This is a genomic window from Nocardioides sp., assembly GCF_047606145.1.
Lineage (GTDB): Bacteria > Actinomycetota > Actinomycetes > Propionibacteriales > Nocardioidaceae > Nocardioides.
Window position 1 is genome coordinate 24427 of record NZ_JASGET010000068.1, and the last position, 26338, is coordinate 50764.

Genomic DNA, 26338 nt, shown 5'->3' on the forward strand with positions numbered 1-26338 from the left:
GCCCGGCCGTCCGGCCGTGGGCCGGGACTCAGACGTTGAGCTGCGCCGGCCGGCTCTGGTTGGCGACCCTGTTCTCGGCGTCGACCATCCAGGCGAGCTGCTCGAGCCGGGTGATGATCTCGTGCAGCAGGTCGGCCGTCGTCGGGTCCTCGGCGTCGACCGCGTCGTGGATGTCACGGGCGGTCTTGGCGACGGTGTAGAGCGCGGCGACGATCAGGTCGACGGTGGTGGCGGTGTCGACCTCGGTGGCCGGGAACGGCGCGAGCGAGGTGTCCTCGGCCACGGTCGCCGAGCGGGCGTCGGGGGTGATGTAGAGCGCGCGCATCCGCTCGGCGAGCTCGTCGGTGAAGTCCCGGGCCGAGTCGACGATCTCGTCGAGCTGCAGGTGCAGGTCGCGGAAGTTCTTGCCGACGACGTTCCAGTGCGCCTGCTTGCCCTGGAGGTGGAGATCGGTCAGGTCGACGAGCAGCTGCTGGGTGTTGGCGGCGAACTGCTGGCTGGGGATGAACGCGGGGTGGGAGGTGTGGACGGCGGAGGAGGTGGAAGTGGTCATGACCCCACTCTGGCACCTTTTTTTGAATCATTCCAGACAAGCCAGCCTTACCTAAGAAACGGCGATCCGGTATCAGGGAGCGCGCCCGTGGCTCATAGAGTGGAGGAGTCTTCTCCGCATCGGGAATAGGGATCTCGATAGGCTGGTTGTGGAGGTTATGTCCGTTTTGAGCTCTGACTCGAAGGTGGCGTCACAGGGTCCGGCACGCAGGCTCCGTGCCGGCCTGGTGGAACTCGCGCTGGTCGCGGGCCTGTATCTGCTCTACACCGGGTCCCGGCTGCTCGCCAACAGCGACGTGTCCGCGGCGCTCGGCCGGGCGCGGGAGCTGCTGCACCTCGAGAGCGGCGCGGGCCTGGCCTGGGAGCACGCCACGAACGTGTGGTTCGCGGCGCACGACACCATCGGCGTGATCGCCAGCTTCTGGTACAGCTCGGCGCACTACGTGGTGACCGCGGCGGTCCTGGTCTGGCTCTACACCCGTGGCCGGGAGGTCTACCTGCCGGCGCGTCGTGCGCTGGCCGCCGCCACCGTGGTCGGACTCGGCTTCTACCTGCTGCTGCCCACGGCGCCGCCGCGGATGCTCGGCGGGTTCGTCGACGTACTCAGCCAGCACGCCAGCGTCGGCTGGTGGGGCGCGGACGCTTCCGCGCCCAAGGGACTGGGCGGCCTGACCAACGAGCTGGCGGCCTTCCCGTCGCTGCACGCCGGGTGGTCGCTCTGGGTCGCCATCGCGGTGATGACCGCGACCCGCAACCGACTCGCCCGTGCGCTGGGCTGGGCCTACGCCGCGGCCACCGCCGTGGTAGTCGTCGGCACCGCCAACCACTGGACGCTCGACGTGCTCGTCGGATGGCTGGTGGCCCTGGTGGGCTGGGCGGTCGCGATCGAGATCGGCCGGCTGCGCCACCGCCGTCACCCCGCCGAGTCCGCCGTTATACCGGCCGAGTCTGCCGTTGTTTCCGTCGAGTCTGCCGCTGTGACCGTCCAGTTGCCCGATTCGGCTGTCAGAACGACCGACTCGGCCGCGACAACGACCGACTCGGCGGTTCCAGCGACCGACTCGGCCGCTGCGGGTGGGATCAGGAGCGGGAGACCCGCACCATCTCCTCGCGCGGGACGACCTTGATCCGGTCGCGCCCGGCCGCCTCGCCCAGCGCGATCTCGTGGGCGTCCAGCTTCTCCCAGCCCTCGACGGTGGTGAACTGCACGCCGCGGGCGGTGAGGTGGTCCAGGATCGCGTTGTCCTCGCTGTGGGCCGGTGCCCTCAGCTGGTCCAGGTCGGCGAGGAGGTTGTCGATGGTCTCCTTGGCGTCGGACTTGGTGTGGCCGATGAGCCCGACCGGGCCCCGCTTGATCCAGCCGGTCACGTAGGTGCCGCGCACGTTCTCGCCGTCCAGGTCCAGCACCCGGCCGCCCTCGTTGGGGATCACGCCGCTGCCCTCGTCGAAAGGCACGTCGGGCAGCGCGGTCGACAGGTATCCGACGGCGCGGTAGACCGCCTGCACCGGGGTGTCGGTGAACTCTCCGGTGCCGCGGGCGCGCCCGTCGCCGATCAGCTCCTGGGTCTCGGTGCGGATGGCGGTGACGCGTCCGTCCTCGCCGAGCAGCTCGGTCGGCGCCTGACACATGTGGATGTGGATCCGGTGCGGCGCGCCGGTCGGCTCGGTCTCCAGGTACTTCAGCAGGGTGTCAACCACCAGCCGGGTGCCCTTGTTGGAGGAGATCGCCTTCTGGCCGGCGTCGTCGATCTCGAAGCCCTCGGGGTGCACGATCACGTCCACACTCGGGCTGTGCGAGAGCTCGCGCAGCTCCATCGGGGAGAACTTGATCTGGGCGGGACCGCGGCGGGCGAAGACGTGCACGTCCTTGGCCTTGTTCAGCTTCAGGCCCTGGTAGACGTTGTCGGCGATCTCGGTGACGAGCTGCTCGTCGGCCGGCTTGGCGAGCATCCGGGCGACGTCGAGGGCGACGTTCCCGGCGCCGACGACAGCGACCGACTCGGCCTCGAGGGGCCACTCGGCCGGTACGTCGGGATGACCGGCGTACCAGGAGACGAAGTCGGCCGCGCCGTGGCTGCCGGTCAGCTCGATGCCGGGGATGTCGAGGTCGCGATCGGCCATCGCACCGGTGGCGAAGACCACCGCGTCGTAGTACTCGTGCAGGTCGGAGAGCTTCAGGTCGGTGCCGAAGTCGACGTTGCCGAGGAAGCGGATCTCCTCGCGGGTGAGCACTCGCTTGAGTGCCTTGATGATCTCCTTGATCCGCGGGTGGTCCGGCGCGACGCCGTACCGCACCAGACCGTACGGCGCCGGGAGGCGGTCGATCACGTCGACCCGGGCGCCGGGATGCTCTTTGGTCAGGATGTCGGCGGCGTAGATGCCGGCCGGGCCGGCGCCGATCACGGCAACGCGGATGGAGCGCATGGGGAGGAGACCTTCCTGAGGCTTACAAGTAAGGCAAGCCTAACTCGCTGGTTCAACGGATGGATCGAGGGATCGAGGTTCGAGACCCCCAACAATTCTCCACGTCAAGACAATTCCCGAGTAGGGGAAGCTCGCTGTGCTCTCACAGGCTGTCCCTGTGGCCGGCCCTAGACTGGCCCGGTGAGTGTGAGCCTTCCCGAGCTGGCCTCGCTGCGGCTGCTCGCCGATGTCGCCCGGCTGGGCAGCATCGGCGCCGCCGGGCGCGCCGCCGGGATCTCCCAGCAGTCCGCCTCCGAGCGGCTGCGGTCGATGGAGGCGCAGACCGGCCTGGTCCTGGTCCAGCGTTCCGCCCGCGGGGCGATGCTGACCGCCGAGGGACGGCTGCTGGTGGAGTGGAGCGCGGATCTGCTGCGCCGCGGCGACGAGATCGAGACCGCGCTGACCACCCTCCGTCGCGCGCATCGCACCCAGCTGCACGTCCATGCCTCGATGACCACCGCCGAGTACCTGCTGCCGGGCTGGCTGGTCGAGCTGCGCCGCGCCTCGCCGACGGTCACGGTGAGCATGCAGGCGACCAACTCCGAGGCGGTGCTGGCGGCCGTACGTGAGGGCCGCGCCGACCTCGGCTTCATCGAGGGCCCGGCCGACGTCTCCGGGCTGCGCACCCGGGTGGTGGGCCATGACGAGCTGGTCCTGGTCGCCGCGCCCGACGATCCGTGGGTACGGCGCCGGATGCTGACCCCGCGGCAGCTCGCCGGTCGCGCGCTCACCAGTCGCGAGCCCGGCTCCGGCACCCGGCTGGTGGTCGAGCGGGCGCTGCAGCGCGCCCTGGCGGACACCGCCCCCGCCGAGCCCGAGGCGGAGCTGACCACCAACACGGCGGTCCGGGCCGCGGTCCGGGCGGGGAGTGCGCCCGCGTTCCTGAGCCTGCGCGCGGTGGAGCGAGACGTCGAGGTCGGCGTACTCGTCCGGTTGGAGGTCCGCGGGCTCGACCTGCGCCGCGCCTTCACCGCGGTCTGGGCGGGTGGCGCCGCACTGCCGCCGGGGCCGGCGCGGGACCTGCTCGCCATCGCGAGCCGCCGGACCGGGTGAGGCCGGCGCCGTCGGTCGGCCCGTCCCGGCTCTCGGCTCGCGGTCTCAGCCCTCCGGCAGGTCCGCGAAGGTCTGCTTGACGTCGCGATACCACCCCAACGACCTCTTCGGGTGGCGCCAGCGAGCCTTCATCTCCTTGCGTGCCTCGAAGTGGCTGGCATCGCCCGCCTGCTCCGCGTCCTTGAGGTGCTGGTCCTGGGCCTTGATCACGTCATCGGCGGTGTCGCCGTGGTGCGGCAGGTCACAGGGGCCGCCGAGGTCTCGGCAGGTCATCGTCTTCATCGTTCCGGTTCCCTTCTGAGCGGTCGAGGTGCCACTGCATGGTGCCGACGATCGCGAGGCCGACGATGTGACCGGATGCGGCGTGCCTCTCGGGACATCTCGGGATCTCGGATCAGCCCCGGGCCTCGGCGCCGTGGCGACGTACGACGCTGTCCAGGAGCTCGCGCTCGGCGCGGAAGGTGATCTGCTGGACCAGGCCGTCCACGACGGCGAAGTCGAAGGCGACCCGCACCCGGCCGCGGTGGAACCAGGCTGCCCCCGGCCGGCCCTCGACGTAGGCCGGCAGCGCCGCCCGTGCGCTGCCGTTGAAGAACGCCGCCACCTCTCCACGCCCGTCGATACGCGCCGGCGTCCCGGCCTGGACGGCGGCCTCGTCGGCCCGTACCACGGCGTCCGGCGCGAGCAGCTCCAGCAGCCGGGTGAACTCGCCCTCGCGGGCGGCGGCCATGAAGGCGTCCACGACCTCCCAGTCGGCCAGCGCATCCTCGGCCTTCGGCTGGGCGACCTTGGCCCGGGCCCGGGAGGCGAGCTTGCGGGCGGCGGTGGGCGTGGTGTCCAGGACGCCGGCGATGGTGGCGAACTCGAAGCCGAAGCTGTCGTGCAGCACGAACGCGACCCGTTCGGACGGGGAGAGACGGTGGAGCACCACGTTCAACGCGACCCCGACGGTGTCGGCGAGGGCGACGTCGTCGGCCGGGTCGCTCGGCGGCGGGCCGGAGCCCACCGCCACCCCGGTCTCGCCGAGGTCGCCGAGGTCCTCGGCCGGGACCGGCGTCCGCGCCTTGAGTCGGTCCAGGCAGAGCCGTGTCGTGACGGTGGTCAGCCAGGCCGCCAGGTTGTCGATGTCCGCGTCGGTGCGGTCCAGCCGCAGCCAGGCCTGCTGCACCACGTCCTCGGCCTCGGCGTGATCGCCGAGCAGGCCGCCGGCCAGCCGTTGCAGCCGCGGTCGTTCGGCCTCGAAACCCGATGTCCGGTCCATGACTCCACCCTTCCATCCGCACCCGCCGTCGTGTCGGTGCCATCGGCGCCGTCGACCCTGTCGACGACCGCCGACGACCGGATGTGACCGATCCCTCGGGCCGGCCTGACCGGTGGGAGCCGGCTCCCAGCCGCCACACAGGATCACCGAACGTCGGCCACAGGGCATCGACCCACGGTGGTGGTCATGACGGCACTCATCTCACCGCCCGCGACCCAGACCCCACCGGTCGCGACGACTGCCCGTAGACGACGCCTGCGACCCGAGCGGGTGTCCCTGATCGTCCTGTTGGCCGCCACCGCGGTCGCCTACCTGTGGACGCTCTCGGAGTCCGGCTATGCCAACCAGTTCTATGCGGCCGCCGCCCAGGCCGGCTCACAGAGTTGGAAGGCGTGGTTCTTCGGGGCGCTCGACGCCGGCAACGCCATCACGGTGGACAAGCCGCCGGCCGCGCTGTGGATCATGGGGCTCTCGGTGCGGATCTTCGGGCTGAGCTCGTGGAGCATCCTGGTGCCCGAGGCGCTGATGGGCGTCGCGACCGTCTGGCTGACCTACAAGCTGGTCAAGCGGGTCGCGCCGTGGCAGGCCGGCATCGCCGCCGGCGCGTTCACCGCGCTGACCCCGGCGGCGGCGCTGATGTTCCGCTTCGACAACCCGGACGCACTGCTGCTCCTGCTGATGGTCGCCGGTGGCTACTGCACCCTGCGTGCCACCGAGTCGGCCAAGCCCAAGTGGCTGATCCTGGCCGGCGTCCTGATCGGGTTCGGCTTCCTGACCAAGATGCTGCAGGCGTTCCTCGTCCTGCCCGCGTTCGCCCTGATCTACCTGATCGCCGCGCCCACCACCGTGCGCAAGAAGCTGCTCCACCTGGTCGCCGCCGGCGGCGCCGTCGTCGCCAGCGCCGGCTGGTGGATCGCGATCGTCGAGCTGGTGCCGGACTCGTGGCGGCCCTACGTCGACGGCTCGACCAACGACTCGATCCTCGAGCTGGTCTTCGGCTACAACGGCCTCGGCCGGCTCACCGGCGACGAGACCGGTGGCCTGGGCAATGCCGGGTTCTCCAGTGGCGTCGGCTTCCTCCGCCTGTTCCAGGGCGTCTCCGGCGGCATGGTCGCCTGGCTGCTCCCGGCGGCACTGATCGTCTTCGTGGCCGGCCTGATCGCGCTGCGCAAGGCGCCGCGCACCGACCTGACTCGGGCCGCGCTGATCATGACCGGCGGCGCGATGATCGTCACCGGCCTGGTCTTCTCCTTCATGGAGGGCATCTACCACGACTACTACACCGTCGCGTTGGCCCCGTGGATCGCCGCGACCGCCGTACTCGGCACGGTGGTGCTGTGGCGTCGCCGTGAGGACCTGCTCGCCCGGCTGGTGCTGGCCGCGGCGATGGCCGCCAGCACGGTGTGGGCGGTCGTCCTGCTCGGCCAGTCCGGCGAGCAGCCGTACGACGCGCTGCGCTGGCCGGTGCTGCTGATCGGTCTGGTCGCCACCGGTGGGTTCGTCTTCGCCGACCAGTTCACCAAGCGGAAGGCGGCGGCGCTGCTGACCGCGGCCGCGATCGGCGTCGGCATCGGGCCGCTCTCCTACACGGTGCAGACCATCACCACCGCACACACCGGCTCGATCGTCACCGCCGGTCCCTACTCCAGCGGCATCGGTGGTGGTGGTGGCGGCGGTGGCGGTGGCCAGGGTGGTCCTGGCGGCGGCACGCCCCCGTCCACGAGCAACGGCAACTCCGGTTCGTCGAGCAGCAACGGCTCGTCGAGCAGCAACGGATCCACCCAGGGTCTCCCGGGCGGTTCGACGGGATCGAGCTCCGGGTCGTCCAGCTCGAGCTCCGGCAGCAGCTCCAGCTCCACCCAGGGCGGCATGCCGAGTATGGGTGACGGCGGCGGAGCGGGCGGCGGCAGCAGCGTGCTGGGCGGCTCCACGGTCAGCGACGAGCTCACCTCCGCGTTGGAGGAGAACGCCGGCGACTACACCTGGGTCGCCGCGGTGACCGGCTCCCAGAACGCGGCCAGCTACGAGCTCGCCACCGGCGAGTCGGTGATGTCGATCGGCGGCTTCAACGGCACCTCGAACTCGATCTCCCTGGCGCAGTTCAAGGAGTACGTCGAGAGCGGCAAGATCCACTACTACATCGACAGTGGCAGCGGCGGCGGTGCCGGCGGGAGCTCCTCCGACTCCGACGCCTCGCAGATCCAGTCGTGGGTGGAGGAGAACTTCACCTCCACCACGATCGGCGGCACCACCGTCTACGACCTGACCTCGTCCTCCGACAGCGGGTCGACGTCATGAGCGCCGCACCGATGAGCGGACCGGTGAGCCGGCCGATGAGGGGGGAGTATCCGGTCGACGTACTCGCCTTCGATCCCGCCGTCGACCTGGCCGTGGACTTCGTGGTCCCGGTGTACAACGAGGAGCGCGAGCTCGACGCCTCGATCCGGCGACTCGACGAGTACCTGAGCACCGAGCTGCCCTACCGGTACCAGATCACCATCGCCGACAACGCCAGCACCGACGGCACCCCGTTGATCGCCGCCCGGCTGGCCGACCAGCTGGCCAACGTCCGGACGCTGCGGCTGGAGGAGAAGGGTCGCGGCCGGGCGCTCAAGGCGGCCTGGTCGAACTCGACGGCGGCGGTGGTCGGCTACATGGACGTCGACCTGTCCACCGACCTGCGCGCGGTGGCGCCGCTGATCGCGCCACTGCTCTCGGGCCACTCCGACCTGGCCATCGGGACGCGACTGGCGCGCAGCAGCCGGATCGTCCGCGGACCGAAGCGGGATGTCATCTCGCGCTGCTACAACCTGTTGTTGCGCGGGGTGCTCTCGGCCAGCTTCAGCGACGCCCAGTGTGGCTTCAAGGCGGTACGTCGCGACGTGGCCGAGCGGCTGTTGCCGCTGGTCGAGGACAACAACTGGTTCTTCGACACCGAGCTGCTGGTGCTCGCCGAGGAGGCGGGCCTGCGGATCCACGAGGTGCCGGTCGACTGGGTCGACGACCCGGACTCACGGGTCGACATCTCGGCCACGGTCCGCGAGGACCTGCGCGGGATCGGCCGGCTGGCGCGGGGACTCGGCTCCGGGCGGATCAGCGTCGCCGGGGTGGCCGAGCTCTCCGGCGTACGGCGGCAGGCCACCCCGGACCCGTCGCTGCCCACCCAGCTGGCCAGGTTCGCGGCGGTCGGCGTGATGAGCACGCTCGCCTACCTGCTGCTCTACCTCCTGCTGCGGGCGCCGTTCGGAGCGCAGAGCGCCAACCTGATCGCGCTCCTGCTGACGGCCGTCGCCAACACCGCCGTCAACCGGCGGGTGACGTTCGGCATCACCAGCCGGGTCGGCATGGTCCGCCATCATCTGGCCGGGTTGAGCGCGTTCGGCCTCGGGCTGCTGCTGACCAGTGGCTCACTGGCGCTGCTGCACGCCAGTGAGCCCCATCCGGCGGCGTTCACCGAGCTCGTCGTGCTGGTGCTGGCCAACGCGGTGGCGACCCTGCTCAGGTTCGTCGTGCTGCGCCACACGATGGGCCGTCGAGCGCACGTCTGACCCGAGGTCCCGCCACCCGCGCCGGAGCGGGTGGCGGATCGCCGGGGTGAGGGACGCGATCTATCTCACGGACCGAAATCGGCCGACAGGCCTACCCAAGAGACGCAGGTCACTGGCAAGGTGCGAACTGCTCCCCGCTCGCGCGGGGAGCAGTTCGGCGTCCGGCCCGGAGGCCGAGATCCTGTCGCCTACCGTGGGAGCCTCACGATGCTGATCGGTGTCACACGCGAGTCGAAGCCTGGCGAGACGCGGGTGGCGGCGACCCCGGCCACCGTCGCCCAGCTGATCGGACTGGGGTACGAGGTGGTGGTGGAGGCCGGCGCGGGTGAGCGGTCGAGCTTCGCCGACGAGGCCTACGCGGAGGCCGGCGCCGCGATCGGTACGGCGGCCGATGCGTGGGGCGGGGACGTGGTGTTCCGGGTCAACGCGCCCACGACCGGTGAGATCGGCCAGCTGAGACAGGGGGCGATCCTGGTCTCGCTGTTGGCGCCGGGGCTGAGCCCCGATCTGGTCGACGCCCTCGCGGCGCGGCCGATCACCGCCCTGGCGATGGACGCGGTGCCGCGGATCAGTCGGGCACAGTCGTTGGACGTGCTGTCGTCGATGGCGAACATCGCCGGGTATCGCGCGGTGGTGGAGTCGGCGCACGAGTTCGGCCGGTTCTTCACCGGCCAGGTGACCGCGGCCGGGAAGGTGCCGCCGGCCAAGGTGTTGGTGGCCGGCGCCGGGGTGGCGGGCCTGGCGGCGATCGGTGCCGCCTCGTCGTTGGGGGCGATCGTGCGGGCCACCGATCCGCGGCCGGAGGTGGCCGACCAGGTGGCCTCGCTGGGCGGGGAGTACCTGCCGGTCGTCGTACCGGCCGAGGAGCAGCAGGTCTCCTCCGACGGCTACGCCAAGGCGACCAGTGAGGCCTACGACGCCGCCGCGGCCCGGCTCTACGCCGACCAGGCGGCCGACGTGGACATCATCATCACCACCGCCCTGATCCCGGGCCGGCCGGCGCCGCGGTTGATCACCGCGGCGGACGTGGCGGCGATGAGGCCGGGTTCGGTGATCGTGGACATGGCCGCGGCGCAGGGCGGCAACGTGGAGGGCTCGGTGCCCGATGAGCGGATCGTGACCGAGAACGGGGTGACGATCCTGGGCTACACCGACCTGGCTGCCCGGCTGCCCACCCAGGCCTCCCAGCTGTACGGCACCAACCTGGTCAATCTGATGAAGCTGCTCACCCCAGGCAAGGACGGCCAGGTGGTGCTCGACCTGGACGACGTGGTCCAGCGCGGGATCACGGTGGTCCGCGACGGGCAGAAGCTGTGGCCGCCGCCGGCCGTGCAGGTGAGCGCCGCACCCGCGCCGACCGCCGGTTCCGCCGGCTCCGATGGTTCGGGTGGTCGGGGGAGCGCCGGCGAGCGCATCGAGACCACGAGGACCATGTCGCCGGTCGCCAAGCTCGGCCTGATGGCGCTGGGTCTGCTGGTCTTCTTCTTCGTCCTCGCCACCGCGCCGGATCCGATCCCGCAGCACTTCACCGTGCTGACCCTGGCGATCGTGATCGGCTTCTACGTGATCGGGAAGGTCGCCCATGCGCTGCACACCCCGCTGATGAGCGTGACCAACGCGATCTCGGGGGTGATCGTGGTCGGAGCGCTGATCCAGGTCGGCATCGACAACACCGCGATCCAGGTGCTGGCCGGGATCGCCCTCCTGCTTGCCTCGATCAACATCTTCGGTGGCTTCGCGGTGACGCGCCGCATGCTCGCCATGTTCAGCAAGGGGAACTGACGATGTCGGCCAGCTCGATCGCAGGAGCGGCGTACCTGATCGCCGCGTTGCTGTTCATCTTCAGCCTCGCCGGGCTGTCTCGGCACGAGACCGCCAAGCCCGGCTGGGCCTACGGTGTGACGGGCATGGTCATCGCCCTGGCCGCCACGATCGGCCTGTCGGTCCACGAGTCCACCACCCGCGGCAGCGCGGTGGCGATCCTGGTGGTCGCGACCGCGATCGGAGCCACCATCGGCCTGTGGCGCGCGCGGATCGTGCAGATGACCGGGATGCCCGAGCTGATCGCGCTGCTGCACTCCTTCGTCGGACTCGCCGCGGTGCTGGTCGGCTGGGCCTCCTACGTCGAGGTCGAGCGCAACGGGTTGGAGTTCTTCGCCGGCTCGCTGCTCCGGATCCATCACGCCGAGGTCTTCATCGGCATCTTCATCGGTGCGGTGACCTTCACCGGGTCGATCGTGGCCAACCTCAAGCTGTCGGCCCGGATCAGGTCCGCCCCGCTGGTGCTGCCCGGCAAGAACCTGATCAACCTCGGCATCCTGGTCGCCTTCGTCGTACTGACGATCGTCTTCGTCTCCCGCCCGGCGCTGTGGCTGATGGTGGTGGTCACGATCCTCGCGCTGGCGCTCGGTCTGCACCTGGTGGCCTCGATCGGCGGGGGCGACATGCCGGTGGTGGTCTCGATGCTGAACTCCTACTCCGGCTGGGCGGCCGCGGCCTCGGGGTTCCTGCTCGACAACGACCTGCTCATCGTCACCGGTGCCCTGGTCGGGTCCAGTGGTGCCTACCTGTCCTACATCATGTGCCAGGCGATGAACCGTTCCTTCCTCTCTGTGATCGCCGGCGGGTTCGGCATCGAGGCCTCCAGCGGTGGCGACGACGAGGTCGGGGAGCATCGCGAGACCGACGCCGAGGCCGCGGCCGACCTGTTGGCCCGCGCCACCTCGGTGGTCATCACCCCCGGCTACGGGATGGCGGTGGCCCAGGCCCAGTACCCGGTCGCCACGCTGACCCGCAAACTGCGCGAGCGGGGTGTGGAGGTCCGCTTCGGGGTGCACCCGGTCGCGGGTCGGCTGCCCGGCCACATGAACGTGCTGCTGGCCGAGGCCAAGGTGCCCTACGACATCGTGTTGGAGATGGACGAGATCAACGACGACCTCGCCACCACCGACGTCGTGCTCGTCATCGGCGCCAACGACACGGTCAACCCCGCCGCCGCCGAGGACCCCGGCTCACCCATCGCCGGCATGCCGGTGCTGCGGGTCTGGGAGGCCGCCGACGTGATCGTGTTCAAGCGCTCCATGGCCACCGGCTACGCCGGCGTACAGAACCCGCTGTTCTTCCGGGAGAACACCCAGATGCTCTTCGGCGACGCCAAGGACAAGGTCGAGGAGATCGTCTCCTGCCTCGACCGGGTCCCGGTCTGAGGCGGCCGCGCGCGTTCGTCAAGGTATGCAGGCGAGTGGGCACTTCCCCGTTGGAGTTCCACAAGGGAAGTGCCCACTCGCCTGCATACCTTGCTGGGCGGCCGATACCCGCCACCCCGCAGGAGTTAGCCAACCGGTTTAGTGGACAATAGGGTCATGAGCGATCCACTGCGCGCGCCGATGCCGGGCGCCGAGAGCCTCACCGACCATCTGCGCGACCGCTGGAGCGTGAGCGTCTTCGAGCCGACCCACACCCTCGACGACACCGAGATCGAGCTGCTGCTGCGGGCCGCCCAGTGGGCGCCGAGCGCCGGCAACGGGCAGCCGTGGGGCTATCTGGTGGCGCCGCGCGGCTCCGCCACCCACGACGTACTCCTGGCTCACCTCTCCCGCGGCAACTCCGGCTGGGTGCCGCGCGCCTCGGCGGTCTTCATCACGGTGGCCCAGACGGCGCCCGACCCGGACGGCAACGGGCCGAAGTGGCCGACGTACTCCTACTACGACCTCGGCCAGTCGGCCGCGCACCTGACCATCCAGGCGGCGGCGATGGGTCTGGCGGCGCACCAGTTCGCCGGCTTCGACCACGCCGCGGTCGGCGAGGCGCTGGGCGTCCCGGAGTGGTGGCAGGTGATGACCGGGATCGCGGTCGGCGTGCACGGCGACCCTGCGAGCGTCGATCCCGTCGACGCCGAGCGGGAGCAGCGCGAGCGGATCCGCAAACCGCTCACCGAGATCGCGTACGCCGGCGGCTGGGGCCAGCCCTGGCGGCGGTGAGGCCGCCCTCCTCGGCTCGATGGTTCGGGTGCCGGCGACCTGGGTAGCGTCCCGGCGCCGGCGACCCGGCCGGCACGAGCGGAAGGAGTTCTGATGGAGTCGCCCAACCAACCCGGTGAGAACGACGTCCTCGCTGCCTGGGCTCCGGCCGGCATGGGGCGGATCGTCGTCGTCCTCGGCCAGGGCGTGGTGATCCACAAGGCGATCGTCTCCGGCAAGGCCGGTGCGGCCGGTGTCGCCCGCGGCGTCGGTGGCGCGCTCGGCGGTGCGATCGGCGGTGCGATCGCCGGGGTCGTCACGGGCACCGCCACGGCCGACGAGCTCAATCGCAGCCCGTTCATCCAGAAGGTGCTGCGCAACGGCGTCGACGGCCTGCTCGCCTCGCCACGCAAGACCCTGGTGCGCTGGGACGAGATCGGCTCGGCGGAGTACCGCAAGCTGATGCTCGGACGGGCGCGGATGTTCCTCCGCACCAAGGACGCCGAGTTCACCTTGAAGTTCCTGCAGAACACGCACGTCGCGGGCGACCCGAGGGCCGTCTTCGCGCACTGCCTGGGCTCGCGGTTCACCGACAACGGCTGACCCGGCCGCGGTGTCGGGCTACCGCCCGCCGCGCTCGACCGCGTAGAGCGCCGCCCCGACCGCGCCGGCGTTGTTCCGCAGGGTCGCCGGCACGATCTCGGTGTCCAGGTCGAGCAGCGGCAGGAACTCCTCGCTGTGCTTCGACACCCCGCCGCCGACCACGAACAGGTCGGGGGAGAAGAGCCGCTCCAGGGTGCGGTAGTAGGTCTGCAGTCGCTTGGCCCAGTGCGTCCAGGAGAGCTCCTCGCGCTCCCGGGCGCTGTTGGCCGCGCGGCTCTCGGCGTCGTGGCCGTCGATCTCCAGATGGCCGAGCTCGGAGTTGGGCACCAACGTGCCGTCGTAGAGCAGTGCCGAGCCGATGCCGGTGCCCAGCGTGGTGACGATGACGAGGCCGTCGTGGCCCCGGGCGGCGCCGTAGCGGGACTCGGCCAGGCCGGCGGCATCGGCGTCGTTGACCACGTGCACCTCGCGCCCGGTCGCCTCGGTGAACAGCGCATCGGCGTCGGTGCCGATCCAGGACTTGTCGATGTTCGCGGCACTGCGGACCACACCGTGATGGACCACGCCGGGGACCGTCACGCCCACCGGGCCGCTGGCCTCGGGGAAGTGGCCGAGGAGCTCGACGAAGACCTCCGCGATCGCCTCCGGCACCGACTTGTCCGGTGTCTTGATCCGCACCCGCTCGGCGGCGAAGACACCCTGGGCGAGGTCGATCGGTGCCCCCTTGATCCCGGTGCCGCCGAAGTCGATCCCGAAGGGCAGCGTCGCTTCCTGAGTCGCACTCATGGCCCCATCTTCGCTCACGCCGGCCGGGTGGTCACCCGCGGTCATCGGCGGTCCACCGGGCCACAGCCTGGAATTCGGGCGACGCCGTCGGCGCCGGCTGGGACGATGGGACGGTGCCCACCCGATTGAGCCTCGCGCAACACCTCGCCGCCCTCGGCACCGCGATGACCGCGTTCGTCCGGTACGCCGACCGGGCCGGCCTGGACGCCGACGTGCCGACCTGCCCGGGCTGGACCGTGCGCGACCTGATCGCCCATCAGGGGATGGTGCACCGCTGGGCGACGGCCCTCGTCTCGGGTGAGCGGCCGCGCGTCGCCCAGGAGCGGAGCGCCGCCTGGCAGGCCGAGGGCCTGGTCGCGATGGATCCGCTCGGCTGGCTGCGCACCGGTGCGGTCCGGCTGTCCCACCAGCTCACCCAGGCGGCGCCCGACCTGGAGGTGCTCACCTTCCTGGCCGACGCGCCGGCGCCGCGGGAGTTCTGGGCGCGCCGGCAGGCGCACGAGACCACCATCCATGCCGTGGACGCCCAGGCCGCCGCGCTCGGACGGGTGCCCGAGCCGGCCGAGGCCGACTGGATCGGCGCCGAGGTCGCCGTCGACGGGATCGACGAGCTGCTGGGTGGCTTCCTGCCCCGGCCCACCTCGACGCTGCGCTCCGCGGAGGAGTCGCTGCTCGTCGTACGACTCCCGGACGTGGGGGAGTCGTGGGAGGTCGAGGTCGGCCCACATCCGCCGCGCACCCTCCGCCTCGGCGACGGCGATCGGGGTCGCAGCGCCGACTGGGAGCTGACCGGGGACGCGGGCGAGGTCTATCTCCGGGTGTGGAACCGGGGCGCGCCACCGGCCATGCCGACCGGCGACTGGCGCGAGCTGACGGCGGTGGCCTGGGGCTGAGCCCGACGGTCCAACGCGGCTCCAACGCGGCTCAGCCCGGCCAGCCTGGTTCACCCCGGTCCCACCGGCCGAGCAGATGGTGACCCGCTCGGTCACGATCACCACCGATCTACGCTGTGCCGTCCACCCGGTGCCGTCTACCCTGTGCCGGGGAGGTCGGATGCGACATGGGGCTCAGACTCCCCGGCCGATGCGGTGCCGGGGGGTGGCGAGGATGCTCGCCGTGCTGGCGCTGGCCGCCACGCTGGTGGCCTGCGGCTCGGGGTCTCCTCGGGCGGGCGATCCCAGCGGGGATGCGGGCACGATGTCCGGCACGGCGTCCGGGACCGCAAGCGGCACCGCCTCCGACCCGGCGAGCGGATCGGGCACCGCGACCTCGCCGGGTGCCTCGACGAGTGGCACCTCCAGCTCGGCCAGTGCGAGCGTGCCGGTCGCCGACCCCTCCCATGCGGTGTCGATGCCGGGGGACCGGGTCGGGCCGGTGGTCTCCTCGGACCTGCTGGTCTGGTCGCAACAGAGCCTGGATGCGGACACCATCGCCGCGATCAGGCACGCCGCCGGGGTCACGGCCGTCGAGCCGATCTCGCTGGCACTGGTCCCGATCGAGGACCGGATGATGAAGGTCGCCGCGGTCGACCCGTCGACGTACCGCAACTTCACCCCGGCCAGCAGCGCCGACGCCAACGTGGTCTGGCAGCGGGTCGCCGGCGGGGAGATCGCCATCACCAACGACCGCAAGAAGCAGCTCCGGCCGAACAAGGCGGGCTACGTCCAGCTCGGCTCGGCCAAGGACGCCCCGAAGCTGCACGTCGGCGCCTATGCCGACCAGGTCCTCGGGGTGATCGACGCGGTGGTCAACACCAGGTGGGGCGAGGCGATGGGGATGGCGCAGGACAACGCGCTGGTCATCTCCACCGGCGGCTCGTCGCCGGACAAGACGGTCAAGGCGGTCGACAAGATCGTCGGCCGCAAGGTCTCGGTGCAGCGGGTGGACGTGGTCGCTCGCACCGGCATCGACCCCAAGGCCACCCAGACCGCCTATGTCGTCGGCACCGTCGCCGACGCGGTCGGCCACTACACCTACACCGCTGTCGGCGGTGGCCGGATCTCTCCCGACCCGGCCTGGGTCTCGGCACACATCCGCACCGAGACGATGCCGATCATCGGCGCCATGACCTGCAACAAGGTGATGTTCCCGCAGCTCAAGGCGGCCCTGCAGGAGATCGTCCAGGACGGTCTGGCCGACAAGATCCATCCCAGCCAGTACGGCGGCTGCTACGTCCCGCGCTTCATCGCCGGCACCACCTCGCTGTCGAACCACGCCTTCGGACTCGCCTTCGACATCAACGTGCCCGAGAACCAGCGCGGGACCGCCGGTGAGATCGATCCGCGGGTGGTCGCGATCTTCAACAAATGGGGATTCACCTGGGGCGGCACCTGGCACTACACCGACCCGATGCACTTCGAGGTCAACCGGATCGTGCATCCGGGCTGAGCCGGATGGGCCGAGCCGGATGCGCCGAGGACGGGGAGGCCGCCTCCGGCGTCGCGCTAGGGTCTGGCCGTGAGCATTCTCGACGACGCCCGCCCCGGCATGGACCCGGGGATCCGCCCCCAGGACGACCTCTTCGGCCACGTCAACGGCATCTGGTTGCGCGACCCGCAGATCCCCGCCGACAGGTCCAGCTGGGGGCCGTTCGTGATGCTCGCCGATCGGGCCGAGGAACAGGTCCGCGCGATCATCACCGAGCTGGCCGAGTCGGCGGCCGCCGCGGAGCCCGGCTCGGAGGCGCGCAAGATCGGTGACCTCTACGCCTCGTTCATGGACACGGCCGCGATCGAAGCCGCCGGAACCGAGCCGATCCAGCCGCTGCTCGCCGCGGTCGGCGGGCTGCGCGACACCCGCGACCTGGCGGCGCTGCTCGGCGAGATCGAGCGCTTCGGCGGGCACGGCATCTTCGGCTCCTACATCGACAACGACGACAAGGCGGCCGACCGCTACATCGTCAACCTGGCCCAGGGCGGGCTCGGACTGCCGGACGAGTCCTACTACCGGGAGGAGAAGTTCGCCGAGGTCCGGGAGAAGTACGTCGACTACCTGACCCGGCTCTTCTCCCTCGCCGGCCGCGAGGACCCGGTGGCCGAGGCGGCGACGGTCCTCCGCGTCGACACCCTGTTGGCCCAGGGACACTGGGAGCGGGCCGAGACCCGGGACAAGCAGAAGACCTACAACCTGATGACGCTCGCCGAGCTGCGCGAGCTGTGCCCGGCGTTCGACTTCGACGCCTACGTCACCAACCTCTCCGGGGCCCGGCACACCTGCGAGGAGCTGCTCGGCGAGGTCACCGTCCGGCAGCCGTCGTACCTCTCCCATCTGGACGCCGTGCTCGGCCAGGTCGGCGTGGCCGACTGGCAGAGCTGGCTGGCCTTCCACGTGCTGCGTTGGGCGGCGCCGTACCTGGTCGACGACTTCGTCGAGGTGAACTTCGACTTCTACGGCCGCACCCTCAACGGCACCCCCGAGCTGCGTGAGCGATGGAAGCGTGGCGTCGCGCTGGTCGAGGGAGCGCTCGGCGAGGCGGTCGGCAAGGAGTACGCCGCCCGGCACTTCGGCCCGGAGTCGAAGGCGATGATGGACGAGCTGGTCGCCAACCTGCTGGCCGCCTATCGTGCCTCCATCGCGAAGCTCGACTGGATGAGCGAGGAGACCAAGCAGCGGGCGTACGACAAGCTGGCGAAGTTCACCCCGAAGATCGGCTATCCCGACACGTGGCGGGACTACTCCGCGCTCGCGATCGATGCCGGCGACCTGCTCGGGAACGTCTGCGCGGCGTCGGTCTTCGAGACCAACCGCCAGCTGGACAAGATCGGCTCGCCGGTCGATCGCGACGAGTGGTTCATGCTGCCGCAGACCGTGAACGCCTACTACAACCCCGGCACCAACGAGATCTGCTTCCCCGCCGGGATCCTGCAGCGACCGTTCTTCGCCCCGGACGCCGAGCTGGCCGAGAACTACGGCGGCATCGGCGCCGTCATCGGGCACGAGATCGGGCACGGCTTCGACGACCAGGGCGCACAGTTCGACGGCGACGGCAACATGGCCGACTGGTGGACGCCGGCGGACAAGTCGGCCTTCGAGATCAAGACCAAGACGCTCATCGAGCAGTACAACGGGTTCTCGCCGCGGGACCTGCCCGGCGAGCACGTCAACGGCGCGCTCACCGTCGGGGAGAACATCGGCGACCTGGGTGGGCTGACCATCGCCCACACCGCCTACCTGCTGGCGAATCCCGACGCCACCGCGGCGGACCGGGAGAAGCTGTTCCTCAACTGGGCCTACGTGTGGCGCACCGTGCGCCGCAAGGAGCAGGCGCAGCAGTACCTGACGATCGATCCGCACTCCCCGCCGGAGTTCCGCGCGAACATCGTCCGGAACCTCGACGAGTTCCACGAGGTCTTCGGCACCCAGGTCGGCGACGGGCTCTGGCTCGAGCCCGCCGAGCGCGTCCGGATCTGGTGAGGGCGGTGGCGTCCGCCGTTCCCGAGCACACCCAGGCAGACCATCGGATCCGGATGGAGTGGGGTCCGACGGGCGCGGAGGCGGTCGGGTCGGGGACGGCGTACGCGGTCGTCATCGACATCCTCTCCTTCACCACCACGCTCACCGTCGCGGTCGAGCGCGGCATGCGGGTCTGGCCCCATCGGTGGCGAGACGAGAGTGCGGCGGCGTACGCCGAGAGCATGGCCGCCGTGCTCGCCGTCGGACGGCTCGAGGGGGAGAAGGACGCCACCGAGAGGGTCCGGCCGGCGGTCAGCCTGAGCCCGGCGGCGATGAACCAGGTCGACGGCGTCGAGCGGGTGGTGCTGCCCTCGCCGAACGGCTCCACGATCAGTGCCCTGCTGGCCGGCACCGGGGCTCGGGTGCTGGGTGCGTCGCTGCGCAACGCCACCGCGGTGGCCCGCTGGATCGCGGCCCGGGCCACGCCGGCCGAGAGCGTCGGCATCATCGCCGCCGGCGAGCGCTGGCCGGACGGATCGCTGAGACCGGCGGTGGAGGACCTGTGGGGCGCGGGCGCGGTGGTGCACGCCCTGCTGGACGCGGGCGTGCCGCCGGACGACCTCAGCCCAGAGGCCTGGGTGGCGGCGGACTCCTACGAGCTGGTCGCACCCCGGCTGGCCGAGCGGCTGCGCCGCTGCGCCAGCGGCCAGGAGCTGATCGGCAGGGGGTACGCCGAGGACGTCGAGATCGCGGCCGAGCACGACGCCAGCGGCGTCGTACCGCTGCTGTGCGACGGGGCGTTCGTCGCCGGGTGAGGGGTCCGGCGAGGAGGGTCTCGGGCAGCGAGCGCCGGCGTGCCGGTTGTCGGTCGAGCAGCGAGCGCCAGCGCCGTGTCGGTCGAGCAGCGAGCGTCGGCGTGCCGGTTGTCGGTCGAGTAGCGAGCGCCAGCGAGCGTATCGAGACCGCCGGCGGGAGGGTCGCGACGGCGCGTGACACCGGGCGGGGCCGTTGCAGGTTTCTGCAACGCACAAACCTGATCATCACCTCGAGGCGGGACGTCGAGTTAGACATCTGTCCGGACGTCCCAGATCGAAGGCAGGCACGACGCGACGACGCAGACTCGGGGTCGCCGCCGTCTGAGCCGTCCCGGCGGGCACCTCAAGGACTCGGCGGTGGCCAGACAGTGGGGCATGGCCACCGCCGACCCGCTCGCTCGAGGCGGCATAGGGTGAGTGGCGTGTACGACGGTGAGGCGATCTGGTCGGCGGTGGACACCTACTTCATCGACCGCCTGGTCACCGAGGACGAGGCCCTCGTCCACGCTCGGGAGAGCTCGATCCGAACGGTGATGCCCCAAGCCGACGTCTCGCCGAGCCAAGGCGCGTTCCTCGGCGTCATCGCCCGGATCGCCGGAGCCCGTCGGGTCCTGGAGTTCGGCACCCTCGCCGGCTACTCGACCATCTGGCTGGCGCGCGCGATCGGCCCCGCGGGCAGGGTCGTCACCTTCGAGGTCGACGAGCGGACCGCCGCCGTCGCGAGAGACAACTTCATCCGCGCCGGAGTCGCCGACCGGATCGAGCTGGTCGTCGGCCCGGCGGTCGACTCCGTTCGGGCACTGGTCGATGCCCCGGTGGACCCGTTCGATCTGGTCTTCATCGACGCCGACAAGCCCAACAATCCCGCCTATCTCGAGGCCGCGCTCGCCCTGAGCAGACCTGGCACCGTGATCATCGGCGACAACGTGGTGCGCAACGGCGCCGTCGCCGACCCCGGCAGCAGCGATCCTCGGGTCCATGGCACCTGGGCCCTGATCGAACTGCTCGGCCAGGACGACCGGATCGACGCCACCGCGCTCCAGACCGTGGGCCTCAAGGGCTGGGACGGGTTCGCCATCGGCGTCGTCAAGCGGCCCGACTGATCGGCCCTGCTCCCGAGGTGACGGGTGGCGAGCACCCGGAACAGCGCCGCCTCGCCCACTGTCTCGTCGCGGCCGCCGGCACTGGCCGCATCCCGACGCCCGGGCGGACGGTGTCGGTCGGCGCTGGTAGACACGGGGGCATGACTGAGTCGCCGACCGACGTACGCGCCGAGGCACGCACGGCGGCCCGCGCCCGGGCCGAGGAGCACCTGCGGGCGCTGGTCGGCGAGCCCGAGGCGAGCCTGCGCGAGGACCAGTGGAGCGCGATCGAGGCACTGGCGATCGACCGCCGCCGGGCGCTGGTGGTGCAGAGGACCGGCTGGGGGAAGTCGGCGGTCTACTTCGTCGCCACCCTGCTGCTCCGTGAGCGGGGTGCCGGGCCGACGGTCATCGTCTCGCCGTTGCTCGCGCTGATGCGCAACCAGATTGCGGCGGCCGAGCGCGCCGGGATCCGGGCGGCGACCATCAACTCCACCAACCCCGAGGACTGGCAGCAGGTCGAGTCGGCGATCCACGCCGGCGAGGTCGACGTGCTGCTGGTCAGCCCGGAGCGGCTCAACAACCCCACCTTCCGCGACGCCGTGCTGCCGCGGCTGGCGGCGGAGTGCGGCCTGCTGGTGATCGACGAGGCGCACTGCATCTCGGACTGGGGACACGACTTCCGTCCCGACTATCGCCGGATCAGGACCCTGTTGGACGACCTGCCCGCCGGCATCCCGGTGTTGGCCACCACCGCCACCGCGAACGCCCGGGTGACCGGCGACGTGGCCGAGCAGCTCGGTGGCGCCACCGGTGGCGCCACCCTGGTGCTGCGCGGGTCGCTCGACCGGGAGTCCCTCCGGCTCGGAGTCGTCCGTCTGCGCACTCCCGAGATGCGGCTGGCCTGGCTCTCGGATCACCTCGCCGAGCAGTCGGGATCCGGCATCGTCTACTGCCTGACCGTGGCCGCCACCGAGGAGATCGCCGACTATCTGCGCGGCCGGGGGCACGACGTGGCGGCGTACTCCGGCCGTACCGAGCCCGCCGAGCGCCACGAGCTCGAGGAGCGGCTCGCCGAGGGCCGGGTCAAGGCGCTGATCGCCACCTCGGCACTCGGCATGGGCTTCGACGCGTCGTTGGGATTCGTGGTCAACGTCGGTGCGCCCTCCTCGCCGGTCTCCTACTACCAGCAGGTCGGCCGCGCCGGCCGGGGGCTGGCGGCCTCGGGGTCCGGTGCCCCGGTGGTGCTCCTGCCCGGCCCCGAGGACCGTGACATCTGGGCCTACTTCGCCTCCCTCGCCTTCCCGCGGGAGGACCAGGTCCGGATGACGCTGGCGGCGCTGACGGAGGCCGGGCGGGCGCTGTCCACCCAGGCGCTGGAGACGTACGTCGACCTGAGCCGGTCCCGGCTCGAGCAGATGCTCAAGGTGCTCGACGTCGACGGTGCCGTCCGCCGGGTCGGCGGTGGGTGGGAGGCCACCGGTCAGGAGTGGGCCTACGACGCCGAGCGCTACGCCCGGGTGGCGCAGGCGCGCGCTCGCGAGCAGCAGGCGATGCTGGACTACATCGCCACCGACACCTGCCGGATGCGGTTCCTGCGCGAGCAGCTCGATGACCCCGAGGCGGCCGACTGCGGGCGGTGCGACAACTGCACCGGCGTCCCGATCTCGGCGGAGGTCTCCCGGACCGCGGTCGCGGAGGCGAGTGCGCGACTGTCCCGGCCCGGCGTGGTGATCGAGCCGAAGAAGCTGTGGCCCAGCGGCCTGGACCGGCTCGGCATCGAGCTGAAGGGCAGGATCCGCGACGGCGCCGAGCCGGGCCGCGCGGTCGCCCGGCTGACCGACCTCGGCTACGGTCAGCAGTTGCGCGAGCTGTTCGCCGAGGGAACCCCGGACGGCCCGGTCCCGGTGCCGTTGGTCAAGGCGGTGATCGAGGTGCTCGGCGACTGGCGGCCCTCGGTCGACGCGATCGTGTACGTCGAGTCGGCCACCCGCCCCACGCTGAGCCGTGATCTGGCGGCCGGGCTCTCCCGCTACCTGCGGTCACCCGTCATCGGCAGCTACGCGATCCTCGACGAGGAGATCCGTCCCGGTCAGGGAGCCGCCAACTCCGCGCAGCGGGTGGCGGCCGTCGGGCGTCGGTTCGAGCTGCGGGCCGAGATCCCCCCGCAGGGATCGGTGCTGCTGGTCGATGACCGGGTCGGCACCGGCTGGACGATGACGTTGGCGGCTCGGGCTCTGCGACGGGCCGGGGCGGGCGCCGTACTCCCGTTGGCGCTCGCCACGACGGCCTGACCCCGGCTGTCCGGCCGGGGGAGAGCGCCGGTTGTGGCCACGGATCGGGTGGCGGGTGTGATCACTCCCTGCGTGAAACTGGCACTTCCTGCGGGTTGCAACCCGCAGGAAGTGCCAGTTTCACCGGTGAACCGGTGAAACTGCCCCCGGCACCGCCCGCGGCCTCAGTGCATCACCGAGGGTGCCGCGCCGCCGTGCTCGGCCTTGGAGCGTGGCAGGAAGAAGGCCGGGACCAGGCAGCAGGCGACCATGATCGTGGCGATCAGGAACGTGTTGCCGAACACGCCGGCCAGGTCCGGCAGCGCCGTGCCGGCCAGCTGCCGGAGCTGGGCGAGCACGCTCGGGTCGGGGTGGTCGGGATCGAGCGACTGCAACCCGGCGACGTACGCCCCGGCGGTGGTCGGATGGTCCTTGATCCCGTTGGTGAGCAGCACCGTGAAGATCGCCGTCCCGACGGAGGCGGCCACCTGCTGGACGATGTTCACCAGTGTCGATCCGCGCGCGATGGTGTGCTCGCGCAGCGTCGCCTGCGCCGCGGCGAAGGTCGGCATCATCGTGCAGCCCATGCCGAGACCCATGATGAACAGCGAGAGCAGCAGGAACCAGTACGGCGTGGACTCGTCGAGGGTGGAGAACAGGAACATCCCGACCACGATGATCGTGACGCCGGTCATCACGACCTTGCCCGGCCCGATCCGGTCGGCCAGCGCGCCGGCCAGCGGCATGGTCACCATCGCGCCCAGGCCCTGCGGTGCCAGCAGCAGGCCGGCGTGCAGCGAGTCCTCGCCGCGGACGAACTGGTAGTACTGCGGGAAGAGCAGGCCGGCGCCGAAGAACGCGACGCAGAACACCGACAGGGTGATCACCGCGACGGTGAGCTCCTTGTTGGCGAAGAGTCGCAGGTCGACCAACGGGTGCCGGTTGCGCGGGTTGAGCGCCCACGGCACGAACGCGACCACCAGCGCCGCTCCGATGATGACCGGTACGACGACCTTGGTGGCCGCGAAGGTCCCGGTCTCGGGGATCATCGAGATGCCGTAGAGGAGCACGGCGAGCCCCGGGCTGAGCAGCAGCATGCCGAGGAAGTCGAAGGACTCCGACGGCTCGACGTGGTCTCGGGGCAGGATGAGCCAGGCGTAGACCAGCGCGACGACCCCGATCGGGATGTTGATCAGGAAGATCCAATGCCACGAGGCGACGTCGATCAGCCAGCCTCCCAGGATCGGGCCGCAGATCGGGCCGAGCAGCATCGGGATGCCCAGCACCGCCATCACCCGGCCGACCCGTTCGGGGCCGGCGGCACGGGTCAGGATCGTCATGCCCAGCGGCATCAGCATGCCGCCGCCGAGCCCCTGGATGACGCGGAAGGTCACCAGCATCGGCAAGCTGGTGGCCAGCGCACAGAGCGCCGAGCCGAGGGCGAAGAAGAGGATCGCCAGCAGATAGAGGCGCTTGGTGCCGAACCGGTCGGCGGCCCAGCCGGTCAGCGGGATCACGGTGGCCAGCGCCAGGGTGTAGCCCGTCATCGTCCACGCCGACTCGGCGGCGTTGACGTCGAACTGCTGCTGGAAGTCCTGTTGGGCGACCGAGACGACGGTGATGTCGAGGATGGACATGATCGCACCCACGACCACCACACCGGCCACGAGCAGCACGCTCCGGTCGAGATAGCCGGTGGGAGGCGTGGCGGGTGGGTCGGCAGTCACGTTGCTGGTCACTGTGCAGATCCTAGGTGTGCCCACCGACAGGACGCGATCGGGATTCGGCTCGCCACAGCAGATGCCGCCGCGGGTGCCGCCGGGACGGTCCCCGAGAGGTCGGCCGAGCCTCCGTGAGATCGTGAGACGGAGTTTACGGCTTGTCGTCCGGCGGGTGAGGGCGCTCGAAACCGCGGTCGCGTTGAGTCCCATCATGGACAAGGAACTGTTGACCGCGAGCCTTCTGCTCGCCGATGACGACGAGGGACTCACTCCACGCTTCTACGAGATCCTCTTCGAGCGCTACCCCGCCGTGCGCCCGATGTTCTCCGCCGACGTCCGGCCGCAGGCGGCCATGCTGCGCACCGCGGTGGTCGCCGTACTCGATCATCTCGACGATCCGGCCTGGCTGACCCAGACGCTCGGCACGCTCGGCGCCAAGCACGCCGGGTACGGCGCCACCCCGGCGATGTACGACGCGGTGGCCGAGTGCATGGTCGCGGCGATGGCCGAGCGAGCCGGTGCGCAGTGGACGCCGGCGATGTCCGCGGCCTGGTCGGAGGCTCTGGGAGCGGTCTCCGGGCTGATGCTGGCCGGCTACCCGGCGCAGGAGCGGTCCGCCTGACCCTCGCCGGACCTGCCGGCGCGGCGGCCCGGAGGAGGGGCCCGCGAACGGCGCGCCTGTCGGTGAGCACGGATAGGTTCGACGGGTGAGCTTCGTACCCGTCGCCGGTCCGGCGCGCTTTCGCGCCGCGGTGCCGCCACGGGACGGCAGCATCGAGTTCAGCGACGCGCGCCGGCACCTCAGCCTGCCGATGAAGGCGGCGCTGCCCATCCTGACCAAGGCACACGTCCGCGACGACGTCCACGACACGGTGGCGCTGTTCGCCGCGGCCGCGCACCTCGCGCTCCGGCTGGTCGCGGCCGGCCGGCTCGAGCCGGCGCCGGAGGCGCGACACTGGCGGCTCCGGCTGGAGTCCGAGGACCACGACCGGATCCGACTGCTCGCCGAGGCCAGAGGGTACGGCGACCGCTCTGGCGCCGAGGTCGAGCGGATGGTCCGGGACCTGGTCGACGCGGTCGCCGACGCCGTGCCGACCAGTCCGCCCTCACCGGCTCCGCGGACGACCCCACGCGGACCGCGTCGGTCGCACCGACTCTCGCCGACACTGCCCGACCCGGCGACGGCCGAGGCCGCCGCACGCGACCGGACGACCCGGTTCCGGGAGCGGCTCGCCCAGCGGCTGGCCCCACACCTACCCGCCCAGCACGCACCTGCGCCGCACGCACCGACCGACTCCACCGCGGACCGGGTCTCGGGCCAGGTGCCGTCGCCGGCTCCATCGGTCGGATCGCCGTCGGCGCTGCCCACGCTTGTGTCGATCTCGCTGCGGGTCGAGGCCGACGAGGAGGACCTGCTCGCCGGCAGCGTCCGGTTGGTGCCGCAGGTCCACGACGAGACCGATCCGCTGCACGTGGTGGACGCCTCGCAGCTGTGGGCGGAGAGCGTCGACCACGGCTTCGGCCCGCGCGCCCGCACCCATGCCTCCGCGGCGTTGCGCCGGGCCGCGGAGGCCTGGCCGGTGCTCGACCGGCTCCTCGACCAGCCGGTGCCCGACCGGATCGAGCTGGCCGCGGACGAGATCGGCGGCCTGCTCGAGGACGGCGTCGCGGCCCTGGCCGAGCGCGGGGTCGATGTGCTGTGGCCGCGTGTGCTCGGCCCGCTGCTGACCGATCGGGCGGTCACCGCCGCCGCGGTGCTCGACCGATCGGTCAGCAGCGGGCCGAGCACACGCGGCCACAGCACATCGACCCCGCGCTCGGCCAGGGCCG

At 71.3% G+C, this 26338-nt stretch carries 21 protein-coding genes and 1 pseudogene; 16 read left to right on the forward strand and 6 right to left on the reverse strand.

Going from position 1 to position 26338, the window contains the following annotated elements:
• Nucleotides 1–28: 28 nt before the first annotated feature.
• On the reverse strand, nt 29–553 hold the full coding sequence (locus QM638_RS08575; protein ID WP_415141540.1) for a Dps family protein: 525 nt from the start codon (nt 551–553) through the stop codon (nt 29–31).
• A 226-nt stretch (nt 554–779) separates the two neighbouring features.
• Here QM638_RS08575 and QM638_RS08580 point away from each other — a divergent pair, with 226 nt between their 5' ends.
• The gene (locus QM638_RS08580; protein WP_415141541.1) at nt 780–1679 is read left to right on the forward strand and encodes a phosphatase PAP2 family protein; all 900 of its coding nucleotides are present in this window, start codon (nt 780–782) and stop codon (nt 1677–1679) included.
• On the opposite strand, the gene QM638_RS08585 is transcribed toward QM638_RS08580, so the two are convergent.
• Nucleotides 1633–2976 carry an FAD-dependent oxidoreductase gene (locus tag QM638_RS08585; RefSeq protein ID WP_415141542.1) on the reverse strand — a complete coding sequence of 448 codons (1344 nt, stop codon included), beginning with the start codon at nt 2974–2976 and terminating at the stop codon, nt 1633–1635. The genes QM638_RS08580 and QM638_RS08585 overlap by 47 nt on opposite strands.
• A gap of 180 nt (nt 2977–3156) precedes the next feature.
• On the opposite strand from QM638_RS08585, the gene QM638_RS08590 reads away from it, so the two are divergent.
• Nucleotides 3157–4068 carry a LysR substrate-binding domain-containing protein gene (locus QM638_RS08590; protein WP_415141543.1) on the forward strand — a complete coding sequence of 304 codons (912 nt, stop codon included), beginning with the start codon at nt 3157–3159 and terminating at the stop codon, nt 4066–4068.
• A 45-nt stretch (nt 4069–4113) separates the two neighbouring features.
• Here QM638_RS08590 and QM638_RS08595 read toward each other — a convergent pair whose 3' ends face one another.
• The gene (locus QM638_RS08595; protein ID WP_415141544.1) at nt 4114–4341 is read right to left on the reverse strand and encodes a hypothetical protein; all 228 of its coding nucleotides are present in this window, start codon (nt 4339–4341) and stop codon (nt 4114–4116) included.
• A 121-nt stretch (nt 4342–4462) separates the two neighbouring features.
• Nucleotides 4463–5329, reverse strand: a complete 867-nt coding sequence (locus tag QM638_RS08600; RefSeq protein ID WP_415141545.1) for a sigma factor — start codon at nt 5327–5329, stop codon at nt 4463–4465.
• Nucleotides 5330–5515: 186 nt separating this feature from the next.
• On the opposite strand from QM638_RS08600, the gene QM638_RS08605 reads away from it, so the two are divergent.
• The 6 genes from QM638_RS08605 to QM638_RS08630 all read left to right on the forward strand — a co-directional run bounded on the left by QM638_RS08605 (nt 5516) and on the right by QM638_RS08630 (nt 13439).
• Nucleotides 5516–7627: a glycosyltransferase family 39 protein gene (locus QM638_RS08605; protein WP_415141546.1), complete on the forward strand. Its 2112-nt coding sequence runs from the start codon at nt 5516–5518 to the stop codon at nt 7625–7627.
• Nucleotides 7624–8877, forward strand: a complete 1254-nt coding sequence (locus tag QM638_RS08610) for a glycosyltransferase (protein WP_415141547.1) — start codon at nt 7624–7626, stop codon at nt 8875–8877. Before QM638_RS08605 ends, QM638_RS08610 begins: the two co-directional genes overlap by 4 nt.
• Nucleotides 8878–9084: 207 nt before the next feature.
• Complete coding sequence (locus QM638_RS08615; RefSeq protein ID WP_415141548.1) at nt 9085–10659, forward strand: Re/Si-specific NAD(P)(+) transhydrogenase subunit alpha; 1575 nt, start codon at nt 9085–9087, stop codon at nt 10657–10659.
• A gap of 2 nt (nt 10660–10661) precedes the next feature.
• Nucleotides 10662–12083: a Re/Si-specific NAD(P)(+) transhydrogenase subunit beta gene (gene pntB, locus QM638_RS08620; protein ID WP_415141549.1), complete on the forward strand. Its 1422-nt coding sequence runs from the start codon at nt 10662–10664 to the stop codon at nt 12081–12083.
• A 156-nt stretch (nt 12084–12239) separates the two neighbouring features.
• On the forward strand, nt 12240–12857 hold the full coding sequence (locus QM638_RS08625; RefSeq protein ID WP_415141550.1) for a nitroreductase family protein: 618 nt from the start codon (nt 12240–12242) through the stop codon (nt 12855–12857).
• 93 nt (nt 12858–12950) lie between these two features.
• Complete coding sequence (locus tag QM638_RS08630; protein ID WP_415141551.1) at nt 12951–13439, forward strand: hypothetical protein; 489 nt, start codon at nt 12951–12953, stop codon at nt 13437–13439.
• A gap of 18 nt (nt 13440–13457) precedes the next feature.
• Here QM638_RS08630 and ppgK read toward each other — a convergent pair whose 3' ends face one another.
• Complete coding sequence (gene ppgK, locus QM638_RS08635; RefSeq protein ID WP_415141552.1) at nt 13458–14225, reverse strand: polyphosphate--glucose phosphotransferase; 768 nt, start codon at nt 14223–14225, stop codon at nt 13458–13460.
• A gap of 113 nt (nt 14226–14338) precedes the next feature.
• Here ppgK and QM638_RS08640 point away from each other — a divergent pair, with 113 nt between their 5' ends.
• The 6 genes from QM638_RS08640 (at nt 14339) to QM638_RS08665 (ending at nt 22808) form a co-directional block, all read left to right on the forward strand.
• The gene (locus QM638_RS08640) at nt 14339–15118 is read left to right on the forward strand and encodes a maleylpyruvate isomerase N-terminal domain-containing protein (RefSeq protein WP_415141553.1); all 780 of its coding nucleotides are present in this window, start codon (nt 14339–14341) and stop codon (nt 15116–15118) included.
• A gap of 214 nt (nt 15119–15332) precedes the next feature.
• Nucleotides 15333–16613 carry a M15 family metallopeptidase gene (locus QM638_RS08645; RefSeq protein WP_415141554.1) on the forward strand — a complete coding sequence of 427 codons (1281 nt, stop codon included), beginning with the start codon at nt 15333–15335 and terminating at the stop codon, nt 16611–16613.
• A 69-nt stretch (nt 16614–16682) separates the two neighbouring features.
• Nucleotides 16683–18638, forward strand: a complete 1956-nt coding sequence (locus QM638_RS08650) for a M13 family metallopeptidase (protein ID WP_415141555.1) — start codon at nt 16683–16685, stop codon at nt 18636–18638.
• Between the two features lie 5 nt (nt 18639–18643).
• Nucleotides 18644–19432 carry a 2-phosphosulfolactate phosphatase gene (locus tag QM638_RS08655; RefSeq protein ID WP_415141556.1) on the forward strand — a complete coding sequence of 263 codons (789 nt, stop codon included), beginning with the start codon at nt 18644–18646 and terminating at the stop codon, nt 19430–19432.
• Nucleotides 19433–19845: 413 nt separating this feature from the next.
• On the forward strand, nt 19846–20535 hold the full coding sequence (locus tag QM638_RS08660; RefSeq protein WP_415141557.1) for an O-methyltransferase: 690 nt from the start codon (nt 19846–19848) through the stop codon (nt 20533–20535).
• Between the two features lie 140 nt (nt 20536–20675).
• Nucleotides 20676–22808 (forward strand): RecQ family ATP-dependent DNA helicase, encoded by a 2133-nt coding sequence (locus QM638_RS08665; RefSeq protein WP_415141558.1) that lies wholly within the window; start codon nt 20676–20678, stop codon nt 22806–22808.
• 164 nt (nt 22809–22972) lie between these two features.
• Here the strand turns inward: QM638_RS08665 and QM638_RS08670 are convergent, their stop codons facing one another.
• A complete protein-coding gene (locus QM638_RS08670) occupies nt 22973–24526 on the reverse strand; it encodes a DHA2 family efflux MFS transporter permease subunit (protein WP_415141559.1) in 1554 nt (517 codons plus the stop codon).
• 193 nt (nt 24527–24719) lie between these two features.
• Between QM638_RS08670 and QM638_RS08675 the strand changes: the two genes are divergently transcribed.
• Both QM638_RS08675 and QM638_RS08680 read left to right on the forward strand, forming a co-directional pair.
• Complete coding sequence (locus QM638_RS08675) at nt 24720–25130, forward strand: globin domain-containing protein (protein ID WP_415141560.1); 411 nt, start codon at nt 24720–24722, stop codon at nt 25128–25130.
• An 85-nt stretch (nt 25131–25215) separates the two neighbouring features.
• A pseudogene (locus QM638_RS08680) lies at nt 25216–26338 on the forward strand (hypothetical protein); the annotation flags it as partial.